Here is a 16581-nt window from a genome sequence, read left to right as displayed (position 1 = left end):
TTAAGGAGAGTGTTATGAAATCTGTAAATCGCCGCGACTTTCTTAAGCTGTCAGGCTCTACAGTAATTGGTCTTACATTAGGTGGCGTTGCGCTTCGCGCGCAAGCACAAGAGCAATTAAGTGCAGATGATGCAACTGCAAAAGCATTAAACTACACCCCATCATCAACCGTTGATGGTGCTAAATGTGCTAACTGCATGTATGTACAAGGTAGTGATGGTGAGCAATACCGTCCTTGTAACATCTTCCCGAACAAGCTGGTAAATGCAGACGGTTGGTGTAGTGCATGGGTGAAAAAGCCAGGCTAACAAGCAGTTATACTACCGCTTTTTGCTATTCACATTTGAAAGCCCCGACAACACATCGGGGCTTTTTTATGTGTCAGTTAACCTCACGCTATGGCTGATAAGGCTTTGTTACTGCTTTAAGTGCAGGGTTATCAAATCGAGTAGGCAGCAAGCTTGGTGTGATGTAAAAACCGTGTTTTGCTTCAAATACACTGCCAATACTAAGCACTTTTTCATCTTGCCACTTCGCCCCAATAAAGCTTATTCCCACGGGTAAATCTTTTACGGCACCAGCAGGAATGGTTAGGTGCGGATACCCAGCAACTGCGGCTAAGTAGCCAATACCGATAAACCCTGCAGGTGAGTGATCGCCATAAACGCCATCAATGAGAAACGAGGGACTATTTGAAGGTGCGACAAGCACATCAACCTTGTGCTTTGCCATCAACGCATCAATACCACTCTTACCAGCTGTATCTTGAATGAGCGACACGGCATTCTTATAGTTTTCACTTTCCAGTGAATCAGATGCCAACGACTTCTCGAAAATACTCTGATCGAACAATGCTAGTTCGCGCTCACTTTGGCTATTAAATGCTATCAGGCCTTCGAGGTCTCGAGCGGGCAATTGTGCCGGCGAAGAGGCCAGGTATTCATTAATAGATGCATGGAATTCGCTTAACAATACGTTGTACGAGTCTCGCCAGAAGGTATCTGGCTGATTGAAATCGCTAATTTCAACTAACGTAGCGCCAGATGCTTTAAGTTGTTCAAGTGCTTGCTCGTAAATGGCAAGTACGTGAGGATTATCACCTTGACGATAACGCACAACGCCTACAGAGATACCTTTTAAGTCTGTTGCTATTAAAGAGGACGTAGGTAATGTTGGAATATGCGTATCTGCATCAGCAGTTGCTTTATCTTGAGCATCGCTACCTGCCATCACTGACGTCATCAACCAAGCATCTTGCACCGTAGCGGTCATTGGGCCCGCGGTATCTTGGCTAAATGAGATGGGTACAATGTGGGTACGTGACAATAAGCCCACCGTTGGTTTAAAGCCCACAATTCCGTTAATGGAAGACGGGCAGATTACCGAGCCATTTGTCTCAGTGCCTACTGCGAGAGAGGCTAAGCGCAGCGCCATTGCCGCTCCCGAGCCAGAAGAAGAACCACACGCGCTGCGTGATAATATGTGTGGATTGCGGGTAAGGCCGCCTACGCCACTCCATCCGCTGATTGATGATTCAGAACGAAAATTCGCCCACTCTGACAAATTGGTTTTTCCTAAAACAATGGCATCTGCAGCTTTTAGCTTCGATACAATCGGCGCGTCACGTCCGGTGTCATTATTCAACAACGCCAGTGAACCTGCGGTAGTCGGCAATTCAGTCGACTCAATATTGTCTTTAAGCAATATCGGAAGACCTGCTAACACGCCCACCTGCTCACCATTTGCAATGCGCTTATCTAACGCTTTCGCTTGTGCAAGCGCATTTGGGTTTAGAGAAAGTACGCTGTTTACCTTAGTATCGCGTGCTTCTATACGAGCCAAATAGCCTGCAACTAAATCGGCAGAGGTAATGTCTCCCGCTTTTATTGCTTGTACCTGGACATGAGCTGGTTTATCTAACCATGTGTCTATCTGTCTCTTAGTAGTGGCTTTTGTTGCACAAGCACTGCACAGCAGAAGTACTGTAGTCAGTAGTACATACCCTTTTTTAATCATCGTTATTTCCTTGTTTCAGCAAACATGCCCAGAGTTGAGCCAGTGGTACTTTTTATACGCTGTCGCAGAAATAGTTCACTGTCTACAGAAATAAGACTATTTTTTGAACGCCAATGTCAATCCACAAATACAGTCGTTTAGCGTATTTGGCTTATGGGTGAACGTCAGGGAGAGATAGCTTGTTAAATAAGTTTTCAAGGCCGTATTTGTCGAGTAAGGCTTGATAACGTCCGTCTTCGATGAATAGGCGTAAGGTATTATTAAATGCTTCACGCAACGTTGGGTCTGGAATAGCTGCGCGATATGGCGTAATTGGGAATAGCTCGTGAAAGACAGTTTCATCGTTGGCATACATGTCGTTACGCGCTTTTAAAAAATTGAAGATATTACGGTCCAACACAATGGCATCAACGCTTCCAAGCATCAACATGTTCACTTGCCTATCTTGTCGTGCCATCTCTATATATGTTGGTAAAGAAGATAACGCACCACCAAACTCCTCGCCTAACACCGCACTTGCCGTTTGAAAGGCAATAACACTTTTATCAGTAAGATCTTGAATTGAGGTGATAGCTAAATTGCGGTCAGCGCGTGTCACTGCAACATTTTGATAAACGATATAAAAGTCGGTTAGTAGCGTAGGGTCGACCTTGTGTGAATCATTGATGGTAAGCGCCACATCTACCGCATCGTCTTTTAACAAGCGCGCAGTTCTGCCAAAAGGAACATAAATTGGCGAAATGTCATGACCCATTTCAGCAAAAATGGCCCGTACCAAGTCAATTTCGAAACCGGAATGATCGGCTGACACTACGTATGGTGGCTTGTCCCATCCAACCACGACATCGAGTTCTTTTGCACAGCTTGATTGAATGCAAATAAGAAGGCTGGCAAAAAAAGAAAATAGACGCATAAAAAAGGTAGATACTCTGAAGTAACGTCAACGGCTAATTGTATAAGTTTACTTCAACATTTTACTAGTCGACAAAAGAATACATTTTTCATGCACTGTATGTTTTGTCGTTAAGAACCTGTCATCAAAAACCTATCATTAAAATCAGTAAATACCTTCGCTGTCGTTTTGTTTGTTCGCCGTGGGATGTACAATATGCATCAAACACTTTAGCAAATAAACACTATGGCTTGGCTACAATTACGAATTAATACTACGTCTGAGACTGCAGAAGCAATTGGCGATATGTTAACGGCTAACGGATCGCAGGCGGTGACCTACGTTGACGCAAAAGATACTCCAATGTATGAGCCAAAGCCTGGTGAAGTCATGTTATGGCCTGACACGCAAGTAGTTGGCCTATTTGAAGCTGACGCTGACATGAAAGGCATTTTGGCACGCTTGGGTAAGGCCAAGGTACTCGGTAAAGATTTTAAGTACAAATTAGAGCCACTGGAAGATAAAGACTGGGAACGTGAATGGATGGACAACTTTCATCCCATGCAGTTTGGCGAGCGTCTTTGGATTTGTCCGAGCTGGCGCGATGTACCAGACCCTACTGCGGTAAACGTCATGTTAGACCCGGGGCTTGCCTTTGGTACTGGCACACACCCAACCACCGCATTGTGCCTTCGCTGGTTAGATGGCATCGATATGACAGGCAAAACCGTTGTGGATTTTGGCTGCGGTTCGGGCATTTTAGCACTTGCAGCACTCAAGTTGGGTGCTAAACGCGTTATTGGGATTGATATAGACCCACAAGCTCTGCAAGCCACCGAAGAAAACGCAAGACGAAACGGTGTAGAAGACCGTTTAGATGTGTACCTACCTGAAAACCAACCTATGCTTGAAGCCGATGTTGTCATGGCAAACATACTGTCTGGACCGCTTTTAGAGCTCCAAGATATCATTACCGGCTACTGCAAATCAGACGGCCTTTTAGTGTTGTCTGGTATTTTAGCTGAGCAAGTCGACAACATTGAGAAAGCATACTCACGAGATATTCGCCTTGAGCCAAGCGCAATTGATGGTGAATGGGCACGAGTATCGGGTTCAAAAATTTAAAATAAAAGCCAATAGCGCTTCGAAATTTGTTAATTTTTTTCACATTACAGCCCTTTTAAACAAAGGGCTGTAAGACTTTAGAAGAAAATTTAGCCAACAAATGTGCGTTAGCTCTTTAATGTGACAGTTTTTTTTCACTGTCAAGAGCACTAAGTAAAATTTTGTGCGATTTTTAGCCTTTTCAAGCCTTGTGAAAACGCGTACACTTAGCGCCCCGTTTTAGCCGGGTGTATATTTTCTGTGCAGTTTTAGTTGGCGAGCTATACGACAATCTATGCGACAAGCAATACGTATTGGACCTTACGAGTTAGATAACAATTTAATGTTGGCACCTATGGCAGGTGTGACCGATCGTCCATTTCGTCAATTGTGTAAACGCTTAGGTGCAGGACTTGTGGTATCGGAAATGCTTTCGAGCAATCCAAAGGTGTGGAACACCGCTAAATCACAAGCGCGTATGAATCACGAAGGCGAAGAAGGTATTCGCTCTGTACAGATAGCTGGGGCCGATCCTGAGCTTATGGCGCAAGCAGCGCAATTTAATGTTGAGAATGGTGCACAAATCATCGATATCAACATGGGTTGTCCTGCTAAAAAGGTGAATAAGAAGCTAGCAGGTTCTGCACTGCTTCAATACCCAGATACAGTGGAAGCAATCATTAAAGCGGTAGTAAACGCGGTTGATGTACCTGTAACACTGAAAATTCGTACCGGCTGGAACCCAGAAAACCGCAATGGGGTTGATATTGCCCGCATTGCAGAGCAAAACGGCATACAGTCGCTAGCTGTTCATGGTAGAACGCGAGCTTGTATGTACAAAGGGGAAGCGGAATACGACACCATTCGCCAAATTAAGGCAGCAATTTCAATTCCGGTTATTGCTAATGGTGACATTACTTCTCCAGAAAAAGCACAAGAGGTGCTTAATTACACCGGGGCAGATGGTGTGATGATAGGCCGCGGCGCGCAAGGTAAACCTTGGATTTTTAATCAAATTCAACATTATCTTGAAACGGGCGAGAACCTAGCGCCACCACCGGTGTCACAACAGTATGAAATTTTGCACGAGCATGTAACGAATGTGCAGGACTTCTACGGTGACATCTCTGGTGTGAGAATAGCCCGTAAGCACGTGGGCTGGTATCTCTCGGAGCATGATACGGATCGTCAGTTTCGTAAAACGTTTAACGCTATCGATGATGCAAGTGAGCAACTCGAAGCACTTAATGCATATTTTCAAGCGCTGCAGACACGAGAAACCCGACAGATTTCTCCCGCAGCATAGTGATGACTAACTTAAGAGCAACACAGTATTATGTTCGATCAAAACGTGACTTCACCTTTTACTACTACAGTAACTACGCCTTCACAAACGCAAGCTCAAAAGCCACTGCGTGACTCTGTAAAGCAAGCGGTTAACAAGTACCTTAAGCAATTGGACAACGCCAACATCGACAACCTGTACGAAATGGTACTGGCTGAAGTTGAAGCACCGCTGCTAGAAGAAGTCATGACTTACACACGCGGCAACCAAACCCGCGCTGCCATCATGATGGGCATCAACCGTGGCACACTTCGCAAGAAGCTTAAGCAATACGGCATGAACTAAGATTCCAAGGGCTTTGCCCACCAAAGAGCACCAATCGGTGCTCTTTTTGTTTCAACACTACAACTTTAGAAACTTATAATTTATGCAAACTCCAAAACCTATTAAACGTGCTCTCCTTAGTGTCTCTGACAAAACTGGTATCCTCGAATTCGCTCAAGCGCTGCATAACGCTGGAGTTGAACTTCTGTCGACGGGTGGTACTGCAAAACTGCTAGCTGATGCAGGCCTTCCGGTAAAAGAGGTGTCTGATCACACAGGTCACCCTGAAATTATGGCGGGTCGTGTTAAAACCCTTCACCCAAAAATTCACGGCGGTATTCTTGCTCGTCGCGGCGTGGATGAAGCTGTAATGGAAGAAAATGGTATTGCGCCAATTGATTTGGTTGTGGTTAACCTTTATCCATTTGCTGCAACCGTTGCCAACGAAGACTGCACACTTGAAGACGCCATTGAAAATATCGATATCGGCGGTCCAACGATGGTACGCGCAGCCGCGAAGAACCATAAAGACGTTACTATTGTGGTTAACGCCTCTGACTATTCTCGCGTGCTTGCAGAAATGAACGGCAACAACGGCTCGTTAACGTACAACACCCGTTTTGACCTTGCCATTAAAGCGTTTGAACATACGGCTGAATACGATGGCATGATTGCGAACTACTTTGGTGCGCGTTTAGACAGCACAGGTTGTGAAGCAGATTGCGACCACCAGCACAGTGAGTTCCCACGCACGTACAACATGCAGCTAACTAAGAAGCAAGACCTTCGCTATGGCGAGAACAGCCACCAAGAAGCCGCGTTCTATGTTGAAAACAACATCCAAGAAGCGTCTGTGGCTACCGCTACCCAGCTACAAGGTAAAGAGTTGTCATTCAACAATATCGCCGATACCGATGCCGCCCTTGAATGTGTAAAAGAGTTCGACCAGCCTGCATGCGTTATTGTGAAGCACGCGAACCCTTGTGGTGTGGCTATTGGCGAAGACATTCTAAGTGCCTACGACCGTGCGTTTAAAACTGACCCAACCTCTGCATTTGGCGGCATTATCGCGTTTAACCGCGAGCTTGATGCGAAAACAGCACAAGCGATTGTTGACCGTCAATTCGTTGAAGTCATTATTGCACCAACGGTAAGCGATGAAGCGAAAGACGTAGTAAGTGCAAAGAAAAACGTACGTCTTCTAGCGTGTGGCGATTGGGCTGGTCAGCTAACTGAAGGCTATGACTTCAAGCGCGTAAACGGTGGGTTGCTAATACAAGAGCGCGACTTCGGTATGGTTGAAATGGAAGACCTAGAAGTGGTGACTAAGCGTAAGCCAAGCGAAGATGAACTGCGCGACCTTATGTTCTGCTGGAAGGTAGCAAAATACGTTAAGTCTAACGCGATTGTTTACTGCAAAGACGGCATGACTGTGGGTGTTGGTGCTGGCCAAATGAGCCGTGTATATTCTGCCAAAATTGCAGGCATCAAAGCGGCTGATGAAAATCTAGAAGTCGCAGGCTCTGTCATGGCGTCTGATGCTTTCTTCCCATTCCGTGACGGCATTGACGCTGCGGCACAAGCCGGTATTAAAGCGGTAATTCAGCCAGGCGGCTCTATGCGTGACCAAGAAGTAATTGATGCGGCTGACGAACACGGCATTGCTATGGTGTTCACAGGTATGCGTCACTTCCGTCACTAAAACCTTTCATCACTTGATGATGATTACACTCGAGGTAGAGGGATAAACACGCCCTCTACCTCGGGCTACCTTAAGCGACAAAGCTACGAATTATTCTGTTGGGATGTCGAATGACTGTCATGGTTAACTGGTAGGCTTGATCTGTCTTACAGTACATTGTAGTAATACTGTTATCACAATTGACAATACCCTCGACAGAAAAGGAAATAATAATGAAGAAGTTAGCCCAATTAGTGTTAGCCGCAACGCTTGGTGTGTCAGCTGGTACATGCGTCATGGCGATGAAGGCATCGACAATGCATTTGGTGCATTCTTTAAGGCGCTAAAGCCAGGCGGTGTATTAGGTGTAGTTGAGCATGAACTACCGGAAAGTGCCGATGACGAAGCGATGAAAAAGAGCGGCTATATGAAGCGCTCTTACGTGATTGCAGCAGCAGAAAAAGCGGGCTTTAAGCTGGCTGAAAGCAGTGACGTAAATGCAAACCCGATGGATAATGCAAACCACCCTAAAGGTGTGTGGACATTGCCACCGCGTTTAGCACTAGACGACCAAGATCGTGAAAAGTATCTTGCCATTGGCGAGAGCAACCGAATGACACTTAAATTTGTAAAACCATAAACATATAACGGAACAGTTAATGAACGTACTTGTAATTGGCGGTGGTGGCCGCGAGCATGCGCTAGCGTATAAAGCAGCGCAGTCTTCTGATGTTTCAACTGTCTTTGTTGCACCGGGTAATGCTGGTACTGCAACAGAGCCAAAGCTAGAGAACGTGGCGATTGATGTAAATGACATTGCTGGCCTGGTTTCTTTTGCGAAAGGCAATGACGTTGAGCTGACTATCGTAGGTCCAGAAGCGCCGCTGGTTGCAGGTGTTGTTGACGCGTTCACGAATGAAGGACTAATGATTTTTGGGCCTACACAAGCGGCAGCACAGCTTGAAGGCTCAAAAGCGTTCACTAAAGACTTCTTGGCTCGCCACAACATTCCAACGGCAGAGTATCAAAACTTTACTGAAATTGACCCAGCCATTGCCTACGTGCGAGAAAAAGGCGCGCCTATCGTAGTCAAGGCAGACGGTCTGGCGGCGGGTAAAGGTGTTATTGTTGCAATGACACTTCAAGAAGCCGAAGACGCTATTCGCGACATGCTAGCAGGTAATGCGTTTGGCGAAGCAGGTAGTCGCGTTGTTATTGAAGAATTCTTAGACGGTGAAGAAGCCTCTTTCATCGTAATGGTAGACGGTAAAAACGTACTGCCTTTTGCCACCAGCCAAGATCACAAACGTGCAGCAGACGGCGATAAGGGCCCCAATACGGGCGGTATGGGCGCATACTCTCCGGCTCCGGTAGTCACGCCAGAGATTCACAACCGTATTATGGATGAAGTGATCATGCCAACGGTTAACGGCATGGCGTCTGAAGGTAACGATTACGTAGGTTTCTTATACGCAGGCTTGATGATTATGGCAGATGGCACGCCAAAAGTTATTGAGTATAACTGTCGTTTTGGCGACCCTGAAACACAACCTATCATGTTGCGTCTTCAGTCTGATTTGGTCTCACTATGCCAAGCGGCGTGTAAAGGTGAACTAGCGGGCAAAACTATTGCATTTGACGACCGTGCAGCCGTTGGCGTTGTGCTTGCCGCTGGAGGCTATCCGGGCAGCTATGATAAAGGCGACGAAATTACTGGTTTTGACGCCGCTGCAAAGCTAGACGGTAAAGTATTCCATGCTGGTACTGCACTTCAAGACGGCAAAGTAGTCACCGCTGGCGGCCGTGTATTGTGTGCGACCGCATTGGGCAATAACGTCACCGAGGCCCAGCAAAAAGCCTACGAGCTAGTCAAAACTATTCAGTTTAAAGACGTATATTTCCGCAACGACATTGCTTATCGCGCGATTGCTCGTGAAGCTGAGGCCTGATGCAGAGCAACGTAACGAAACGTAACGCTTTATAACGTTGGCGTTGCTAACACAAAAAACGCGGCTTTATGCCGCGTTTTTTATTGTTCGGTCAATTGAGACCTTGGTACACCTTGTATATAAGCAAGTTAACGCGCATCGCTTCTGTTACTTACTCACCAGCGTCAGCTCACCAAACACTGAAGCATCTTTGTAACCAAGGTTCTTATCGCCGTTGACAGGGGTAATCTCATGCGAACCCACAAAATGCTCTCGGTCGCCACCATCTGCGTCACAATAAGCCAGCATAAAGCCCATCTTCATACCCGCTTTCAATGCTACTGGCGTGTTGGCGTCACCGTACTGAAAGTCATCGCCGAATACACGAATGGCTGTTTCCCAAATAATACTATGTGGCTTTTCAGTACTGCGTTTCCATACACTTTCTACGTGATCATTAAATAAACGTGGCTTAGATTCTTCACCTTTTGCCGGCCCAATATCAACAACCTGATTATCAAGCGCTACGTGATAAGCAAAGGCATTGTAGGTATTGAGATGATCGCCACCAGAACGGTCAGCATCTATAAATATCTCTAAACAGTCATCATCCCAGTAGCGCTCTAGTGGGTCTGCATAAGTATCAGATAAATGGTCATCTTGAATTTCTGCCAACAGATACAGAGCGTTCTTATTCCACAATAGTTTATAACGCCCCGAAAAGTCATTTGAGGAAGGTGTTTCACCTATCATAACTGAGGTCATGTCGTACCATGGTGCCGTCTTCCATGCGCTCTCAAGTGCTACCCCGTCAATAGTAGGTGCTTGTTGTGTATAGCCCACCTCGTTGGCCTGCGCGCCGATGGCACACCCTAGAGCCACAACCGCGAGCATTTTTTTCAAAGTCATTGCGTTATCCTTTTGCCAAGTATCTGTTTTGGCTTGCTACCTAATTATTGGTAGAGTAATAAACACGTATCCATACGCCAAATTTTTTATGTCACTTCAGACCACTTGCTACAACATTCTTACCGCCTCTAGCGATGCCCGTGAACACAAGGCGATCAGCAAAGTCTTCGACTGGGTACTCATACTACTTGTACTTATTAATGTAGCAGCCATGATGCTGGAAACAGTTCCTCAAGTGGCGAACGTATGGTCCTATGAGCTACACCTGATTGAAATTGTGTCAGTAATATTGTTTACCATTGAATACGCTTTACGGGTTTACAGTAGCGCTGCCGCGCCCGTGCATGGCAATACAGAGCTTGTACATAAAAGTGTGTGGAAAAGGCGCTGGCAGTATATGAAAAGCCCGATGGCCATCATCGATCTCATGGCCATACTGCCGTTTTATCTCAGTGTATTTATTGCTTTTGACTTGCGCATACTGCGTGTCTTTAGGGTGTTGCGGATACTCAAAATTGGACGCTATTCGCGCTCTATGCAAACGCTGGTCACTGTTATTCGAAATGAATCCCATAGTTTGTTAGCCGCAATCAGCGTGCTGCTGCTATTCACCGTGATTGCCGCAACCTGTATTTATTATATTGAACATCATGCCCAGCCAGAGGTCTTTAGTAGCATACCCGCCTCGCTGTGGTGGGCGTTAGTAACGCTAACGACTGTAGGTTATGGTGACGCTGTGCCTGTTACTGCATTAGGTAAAATTTTTGGCGGCTTTATCACCATCATGGGCATTTGTTTTTACGCGCTTCCCGCTGGCATATTGTCTTCAAGCTACACATCGCAAATGCAGTTAAAACGCGATCGCTTTAAAGATACTGTTCGCACCGCTTTGGATGATGGCATGTTAAGTGCGCATGATATGCACCATATTGAGCGAGTTAGAGAGTTACTTGATCTCGACGAAGAAGAAGCGCACCTCATCATGCGATTGTTGCAGCATCATCATAACGTCGCAGAAAATACTGGGTCAGATGAACCACATAGTAACCACCATGCCCCTTGATTCTTCACGCACATCAGCTTATAACTAGTAACTGTCATTTCTCAAAAGAACTCCTATGTCTGTCAAACACCCTATTATTGCTATAACAGGTTCTTCTGGTGCGGGTACCACTACCACGACCAATGCCATTAGACACATTTTTAGAAATTTAAGTGTGAATGCCGCTATTGTGGGTGGTGACAGTTTTCATCGCTTTACGCGTCCAGAAATGGAAGTAGAAATTCGCAAAGCACAAGAACAAGGTAGGCATATTAGTTACTTTGGTCCTAAAGCCAATGATTTTGAGCTATTAGAAACGCTATTTCGTGAATATGGCAGCTCTGGCTCTGGTCAATTTAGACAGTACTTACACACATTTGATGAGGCTGTACCGTTTAACCAAATGCCGGGCACATTTACCCCATGGCAAGACTTACCGCAAAACACCGACTTACTGTTTTATGAAGGTCTACACGGCGGCGTAAAAACCGAAGAAAATGATGTCGCTAAGCATGTTGATCTTCTGGTAGGCATGGTGCCTATTGTAAATCTAGAGTGGATCCAAAAAATTGTGCGTGACACCACTGACCGCGGACACTCACGTGAAGCTGTTATGAGTAGTATTGTACGTGGTTTGGATGACTATTTTCACTACATAACCCCGCAGTTCTCGCGTACCCACGTTAATTTTCAGCGTGTACCCACCGTTGATACATCAAACCCCTTCAGTGCACGCGAAATACCTACACAGGATGAAAGTTTTGTCGTCGTGCGTTTTAGACGCGAAATGAAAAACGTCGACTACCCTTATTTGCTTAAAATGATTGATGGCGCCTTTATGTCTCGCATAAATACGCTGGTCGTGCCGGGCGGAAAAATGGGCTTGGCAATGGAGCTGATATTAACGCCACTGCTTGAAGATATTCTTAATAAAAAGCGTCGCGCTGGTCATCAAATGGATTGGTTGAGTACTGACGAATAGTTCTCTTAAATCAAAAGACTGCCCACATATATCCCCAACAGGTACGAGAAGCTCACGACTGCGACTCGAGATGACTCGTTTGAATTGAACGAAAGACGAGCTCAAAACGAGAGCCTTTGCCAACTATTGATTCGACGAAGATTTCTCCGTTAAAGACCTGCTCAATCCAAATTTTAGCCATATGCAGCCCCAGCCCAGTGTGCTGGTGCTGACGCTTTGACGTAATGAAGGGATCGAAAATAGTAGGAAGTATTTCTGGTTCAATGCCTTTGCCATTGTCCTTTACGATAATGACTACATCGGCATCGCGAGATTTACAAGTAATCTCAATACAAGCGCCAGCCATGCCTTCAAAAGCATGGTCAATTGCATTGCTAATAAAAATTTGAACAATTTGACTAAATGCACCGGCATGCCCTGTTAGTGACATGCCCTCTGCAATATTTTTCTTAAGAGAAATATTGTGCTTCTGTAGAAGCCCTTTCATCGACTTACAAAGGTCGTTTAAATGCTGTGCGACACTAAAACAAACCTGTTCGTCACTTGCTCGCTCAAACGTTAATCGTTTAAAACTTTTTATTAACTCAATAGCTCTTAGATTATTATTCTCAGCTTGAATTAATGATTTTTGAGATTGCTCAATGTAGTCTTCGAAGTCTGATTTAGTAAGCCCATGAGCTTTTCGTTTAACTAGTTCAGCTAACAAGTCTGATTGATTAGACAACGCGAGATACGTTGCTCCTACAGGTGTATTGAGTTCATGTGCCAATCCGGCAACCATGACACTTAGTGAAGACAGCTTCTTAGACTCGGCAAGCTCGTCGATGAGCAACGACTGACGTTCAAGCACCTGTTTTATATTATCTCTCTCTTTACTTAGCGCTGTATTAAGTTTACGAACAGTGTGGATATGTCTGAAGTACAGAACAAATATAATAAACCCGCCCAAGCCAGTAGCAACAGCAACTAGAGAGGCATGTAATATTGCTTTGTTCTTTATCATACTATGCACTGACGGTGCAGTTCTGGTGACAACATAAATATCTTGAAGACTGCCTTCACTGGAATAAGGCGATTGAATGCGCTGTGCAATATAACGTTGACCGTTAATATCAATATCTTGAGCAGGGACTTCCTTGTTTAGGCTTTGATATAATTCAGGTAAGTCATCAAGGATATTAGCAGGTGCTTTTCCTAGATCAGGTCGCCACTCTCTGCTTTTGTCGGGGTGTATCATCCAGCGCTTTTCGCCTGCGCCTATTAACAGTTGGATATCTGCTTGATTAAGTGACTCTACATGGCCTATCAGTGATCGTAAATCGAAGTTAATGACCAGTAATCCATCTCCCATACTTGGCAGATTTGCTCTTGTTACAGCCCTCAAAGTCGGCTGTACTGGAATTTGGACAACACCTTGTTCAACATTAAGGTCAATCCGGGAAACAAACACTGCGCTTTCATTTAATGCTAGTCCAGCTTGTGTGTAATAACGCTGAAATTTATTTTGCAACTTCGCCGTAGATACGGCTTGAACATGGCTATCATCAGCTTTATTCAGCCGCACTTTTTCAACGCCCTCTAAATCAATCCAGCGTACTTGAAGTGTATCGGGATACAGTGCAAACATAGCACTCATCACCGATTCTAATTGGTCTTCAGAAGGGTTGAGCAACATCAATTCGTGCTTAAACAACCGAATTTGTGTTTCGACTAAGCTGAGTCTCGCATTGATCAATAAGGCAGCCTTGTCCACTATTGCGTTTTGACGGAGCTCATAGGGTCGTTTTATATCGTTGAACCTTTCTATGTAGGAAAAGCGGAAGACAACAGCGCACACAATCAAAATAAAAATAAACCACAAGTATTGCCAATTCTCTAAAATAGGAGAATTACTATCGATAGTGTTATTTTTCACTCGTGCGTAACCACTCAAACACTTCAGCTACGGGCATGGGCTTTGCGAAGTAATAGCCTTGTGCGTATTTATATCCATTGTCTAAAAGCAATTGTCTTTGCTCTTCTGTTTCAACACCTTCGGCAATTAAATCAAATCCAAATCGCTCAGAAAGACGAGCAATCATTTGAATTATGTGTATTGGTTTATCCTTACTTTGTGCAGACAAATCGCTGACAAACTTCCTATCAAGTTTTATTGTGGTGGCCGCCAACTCAGCAAATTGCGTTAGCGAAGAATAGCCTGTCCCAAAGTCATCGATGCTTACTTTAACCCCTTTTTCTATCAACGAGCGTAAAATGGGGTTTATAACAGCGTAATCCTCTGTAGCTTGTGTTTCGGTAACTTCGATTTCCAGCAATGCAGGGTCAATGTCGCCCTTATTAATACTGCTGTTTATTTTTTTGAAAATACTCGGGCTCACAATATCGCTATTTGCTAAGTTGAATGAGACGGGAAGCTGAAATCCCGCCTGCTTTAACTGCTTAATTATCTCAATAGTCTTTGCTAATACCAGTTCAGAGACTTCTAAACTTAAACCTGATGCTTCTGCGATGGGTATAAATTCAGACGGAGGGCACAGCGTCCCATCTTCTAATTTCCATCGAAGTAACGCTTCAAAACCAATGGGCTTTGCATTTTCTAGCTTTACTTTTGGTTGTAAGACAAGGAAGAAAGCGTCCTGAGTCGTTAGTGCTGACTGTAGAGCATTCAAGATATGCATTCTGTCTGAAAGCCGGCGTATTACCTCGAAATCAAAGCTATAAATTTTAAGCCCCATTTTACGCGCTTTACTCAACGCGGTGTCGGCCAATACCAATACTTCTGATAGGCCAATAGTTTGTGTATCTCTAAAATTCAATATGCCTATTTGATACTGTAATTGAATGTCGAGCTCATCCATCTCCATAGTAGTTGCTTGCATGCTTTCCAGTACATCTTTCGCGGGCTTTTTATCCAGCGTAAATACGAGCGCAATCGTTTTTTTATCCCATACCGCCATTAGATAGTGATCTGGCAACTTTGCCTTGATGAAGTTACTGAACGTTTTAAACATTTTGATGGCATATTCATGCCCTGCAATCATTTCCGCAGTGTCATAGTCTAGTAGTCGAAATAAGACAAGAGAGCTATTGTTGAGGTGAAAAACTGATTGTTGTGTCAATTCTCTTATCAACCAGTTCTTGTTTTGAAGCGCTGTCGAAGTATCAAGATAGGCGAGTTGGCTGAGTTTGCTCATTAACGCTTGGTTGATAAATCCTGAGCTAATATTTTCCGCAAAAGCTTGTAATAAATAGAGCTGATTATTATCAAGAGGGTTAGGTGAATCGACTAGCATCAAATATTGTTTTTCATTATGTTCACTAGTATCAAAATGAAGAAGAGAAAAATCGTCTTCAAACACATGCTCATGCTTTTCCCATGCCCTTCGTGCCGCTTGCTCAATACGACCTCGACGCTCATCGCTGTGAATATTAAGCGCTTCTTTCAAATCATAATTCAACAAATGCTTAAAGTGACTACTCGCGGCAACAATAGGGGCATGCTGAAAAACATCTGAGCCAGAATTGACAATACACACAATGCCACCAGTATCGGGTACGTTGATAATACGCGAAATCTCTTCTAATACGGTTTGAGAGAATGCTTTTGTATCTTGTTTTGCAGTTAATGCTCGGGATGCATCTACTATCAGCTGTAATCCTCTTCGAGCAATGCTAAGCTCCTGTGAGATTTGCCAAGTTCGAAGGTTGCTTACTACCACGCTTTTCAATTTTTCTGCGCTAAGTTCTGTTTTGTTCCAGTACTCTGAGATGTTGTATTCACTGATAGCCTTGTTATGAGACATAACGCCAGGCTGCCCAGTAAGCACAATAATCCTTACTAGGTCATCACCAATAATATTGCGAATAGTATTAATGAGGTAAAATCCCGCGTCATCAGTTTCCATCACGATATCAAGTAAAATAACGCTGATATCGTGGCGCGAAGACAAGATAGTTGATGCAGACGCCGCTGAGGGAGCGCGAAGCAACGTTATGCTTCGACCATCATAGGTTACGCCCTGAAGCGCGATTTCTAATACATCTTGATAAGATGTATCGTCTTCCACACTTAGTACTACCCAACTACCACCTGATGTGATGTGGGTCTCTTTTTCTGGGCTAAATTCAAACAACTCGCTCATCAATACTCCCTCAAACTTTTTACAGACATTCAATACGTTGCAATACGTTGCAATGCTTCGCAAACGTAAAACTACTGTTTCCTCGTGTAAGTGTTGTCCAATATTTCAATAATTCAATAATTAAAGCATACATTTGAGGTCTTGTTGATTGCGATCAACGATGAGCTAGCATTTCTCTTTTTACTAGAAAGTAGGGTTGTGACATTGATATTTTGGGCCCTCTATACATTTGCTGTATAACAATATATTTACAACTGAAAGTCGCAATTGTCTGAA

General features: G+C 44.4%; 13 protein-coding genes and 1 pseudogene. 9 read left to right on the top strand and 5 right to left on the bottom strand.

The genetic code is table 11. The features are described from left to right. The first annotated feature begins 14 nt into the window (after nucleotides 1-14). A complete protein-coding gene (locus LHL20_RS00485; RefSeq protein WP_159625618.1) occupies nucleotides 15-308 on the top strand; it encodes a high-potential iron-sulfur protein in 294 nt (97 codons plus the stop codon). An 88-nt stretch (nucleotides 309-396) separates the two neighbouring features. Here LHL20_RS00485 and LHL20_RS00480 read toward each other — a convergent pair whose 3' ends face one another. Then, a complete protein-coding gene (locus LHL20_RS00480) occupies nucleotides 397-2016 on the bottom strand; it encodes an amidase (RefSeq protein WP_226431821.1) in 1620 nt (539 codons plus the stop codon). A 151-nt stretch (nucleotides 2017-2167) separates the two neighbouring features. Continuing rightward, on the bottom strand, nucleotides 2168-2929 hold the full coding sequence (locus LHL20_RS00475) for a substrate-binding periplasmic protein (RefSeq protein WP_226431820.1): 762 nt from the start codon (nucleotides 2927-2929) through the stop codon (nucleotides 2168-2170). 225 nt (nucleotides 2930-3154) lie between these two features. Between LHL20_RS00475 and prmA the strand changes: the two genes are divergently transcribed. The 6 genes and pseudogenes from prmA to purD all read left to right on the top strand — a co-directional run bounded on the left by prmA (nucleotide 3155) and on the right by purD (nucleotide 9251). Continuing rightward, nucleotides 3155-4033 carry a 50S ribosomal protein L11 methyltransferase gene (prmA, locus tag LHL20_RS00470; protein WP_226431819.1) on the top strand — a complete coding sequence of 293 codons (879 nt, stop codon included), beginning with the start codon at nucleotides 3155-3157 and terminating at the stop codon, nucleotides 4031-4033. Nucleotides 4034-4319: 286 nt separating this feature from the next. After that, nucleotides 4320-5318 (top strand): tRNA dihydrouridine synthase DusB, encoded by a 999-nt coding sequence (gene dusB / locus LHL20_RS00465; protein WP_226432015.1) that lies wholly within the window; start codon nucleotides 4320-4322, stop codon nucleotides 5316-5318. 30 nt (nucleotides 5319-5348) lie between these two features. After that, entirely contained in the window at nucleotides 5349-5642 is a 294-nt protein-coding gene (gene fis / locus LHL20_RS00460) for a DNA-binding transcriptional regulator Fis (RefSeq protein ID WP_012520109.1), read from the top strand. 82 nt (nucleotides 5643-5724) lie between these two features. After that, complete coding sequence (gene purH / locus LHL20_RS00455; RefSeq protein ID WP_226431818.1) at nucleotides 5725-7323, top strand: bifunctional phosphoribosylaminoimidazolecarboxamide formyltransferase/IMP cyclohydrolase; 1599 nt, start codon at nucleotides 5725-5727, stop codon at nucleotides 7321-7323. Nucleotides 7324-7582: 259 nt separating this feature from the next. After that, nucleotides 7583-7942, top strand: a pseudogene (locus LHL20_RS00450) (class I SAM-dependent methyltransferase); the annotation flags it as partial. Nucleotides 7943-7961: 19 nt separating this feature from the next. After that, nucleotides 7962-9251 (top strand): phosphoribosylamine--glycine ligase, encoded by a 1290-nt coding sequence (purD, locus tag LHL20_RS00445; protein WP_226431817.1) that lies wholly within the window; start codon nucleotides 7962-7964, stop codon nucleotides 9249-9251. A 147-nt stretch (nucleotides 9252-9398) separates the two neighbouring features. Here purD and LHL20_RS00440 read toward each other — a convergent pair whose 3' ends face one another. Further along, a complete protein-coding gene (locus LHL20_RS00440; RefSeq protein WP_226431816.1) occupies nucleotides 9399-10139 on the bottom strand; it encodes a CBM9 family sugar-binding protein in 741 nt (246 codons plus the stop codon). Between the two features lie 88 nt (nucleotides 10140-10227). Between LHL20_RS00440 and LHL20_RS00435 the strand changes: the two genes are divergently transcribed. Together LHL20_RS00435 and LHL20_RS00430 are read left to right on the top strand one after the other, a co-directional pair. Further along, nucleotides 10228-11202 (top strand): ion transporter, encoded by a 975-nt coding sequence (locus LHL20_RS00435; RefSeq protein ID WP_226431815.1) that lies wholly within the window; start codon nucleotides 10228-10230, stop codon nucleotides 11200-11202. Nucleotides 11203-11257: 55 nt separating this feature from the next. Further along, entirely contained in the window at nucleotides 11258-12163 is a 906-nt protein-coding gene (locus LHL20_RS00430) for a phosphoribulokinase (protein WP_159625605.1), read from the top strand. A 52-nt stretch (nucleotides 12164-12215) separates the two neighbouring features. Here LHL20_RS00430 and LHL20_RS21135 read toward each other — a convergent pair whose 3' ends face one another. Then, nucleotides 12216-14078 carry a sensor histidine kinase gene (locus LHL20_RS21135; RefSeq protein WP_226431814.1) on the bottom strand — a complete coding sequence of 621 codons (1863 nt, stop codon included), beginning with the start codon at nucleotides 14076-14078 and terminating at the stop codon, nucleotides 12216-12218. Beyond that, on the bottom strand, nucleotides 14068-16305 hold the full coding sequence (locus LHL20_RS00420; RefSeq protein WP_226431813.1) for an EAL domain-containing response regulator: 2238 nt from the start codon (nucleotides 16303-16305) through the stop codon (nucleotides 14068-14070). Before LHL20_RS00420 ends, LHL20_RS21135 begins: the two co-directional genes overlap by 11 nt. Nucleotides 16306-16581 lie beyond the last annotated feature (276 nt).

Origin of the sequence: Alteromonas sp. McT4-15 (assembly GCF_020515205.1) — a bacterium.
Classification (GTDB): Bacteria; Pseudomonadota; Gammaproteobacteria; order Enterobacterales; family Alteromonadaceae; genus Alteromonas.
Note: the sequence above shows the minus strand (reverse complement) of the source record. Positions and strands in the feature narration are given on the sequence as shown.

Coding starts and splice junctions, on each gene's coding strand:
- LHL20_RS00485 (WP_159625618.1), top strand. CDS start 15: ATGAAATCTGTAAATCGCCGCGACTTTCTTAAGCTGTCAGGCTCTACA.
- LHL20_RS00480 (WP_226431821.1), bottom strand. CDS start 2,016: ATGATTAAAAAAGGGTATGTACTACTGACTACAGTACTTCTGCTGTGC.
- LHL20_RS00475 (WP_226431820.1), bottom strand. CDS start 2,929: ATGCGTCTATTTTCTTTTTTTGCCAGCCTTCTTATTTGCATTCAATCA.
- prmA (WP_226431819.1), top strand. CDS start 3,155: ATGGCTTGGCTACAATTACGAATTAATACTACGTCTGAGACTGCAGAA.
- fis (WP_012520109.1), top strand. CDS start 5,349: ATGTTCGATCAAAACGTGACTTCACCTTTTACTACTACAGTAACTACG.
- purH (WP_226431818.1), top strand. CDS start 5,725: ATGCAAACTCCAAAACCTATTAAACGTGCTCTCCTTAGTGTCTCTGAC.
- purD (WP_226431817.1), top strand. CDS start 7,962: ATGAACGTACTTGTAATTGGCGGTGGTGGCCGCGAGCATGCGCTAGCG.
- LHL20_RS00440 (WP_226431816.1), bottom strand. CDS start 10,139: ATGACTTTGAAAAAAATGCTCGCGGTTGTGGCTCTAGGGTGTGCCATC.
- LHL20_RS00435 (WP_226431815.1), top strand. CDS start 10,228: ATGTCACTTCAGACCACTTGCTACAACATTCTTACCGCCTCTAGCGAT.
- LHL20_RS00430 (WP_159625605.1), top strand. CDS start 11,258: ATGTCTGTCAAACACCCTATTATTGCTATAACAGGTTCTTCTGGTGCG.
- LHL20_RS00420 (WP_226431813.1), bottom strand. CDS start 16,305: ATGAGCGAGTTGTTTGAATTTAGCCCAGAAAAAGAGACCCACATCACA.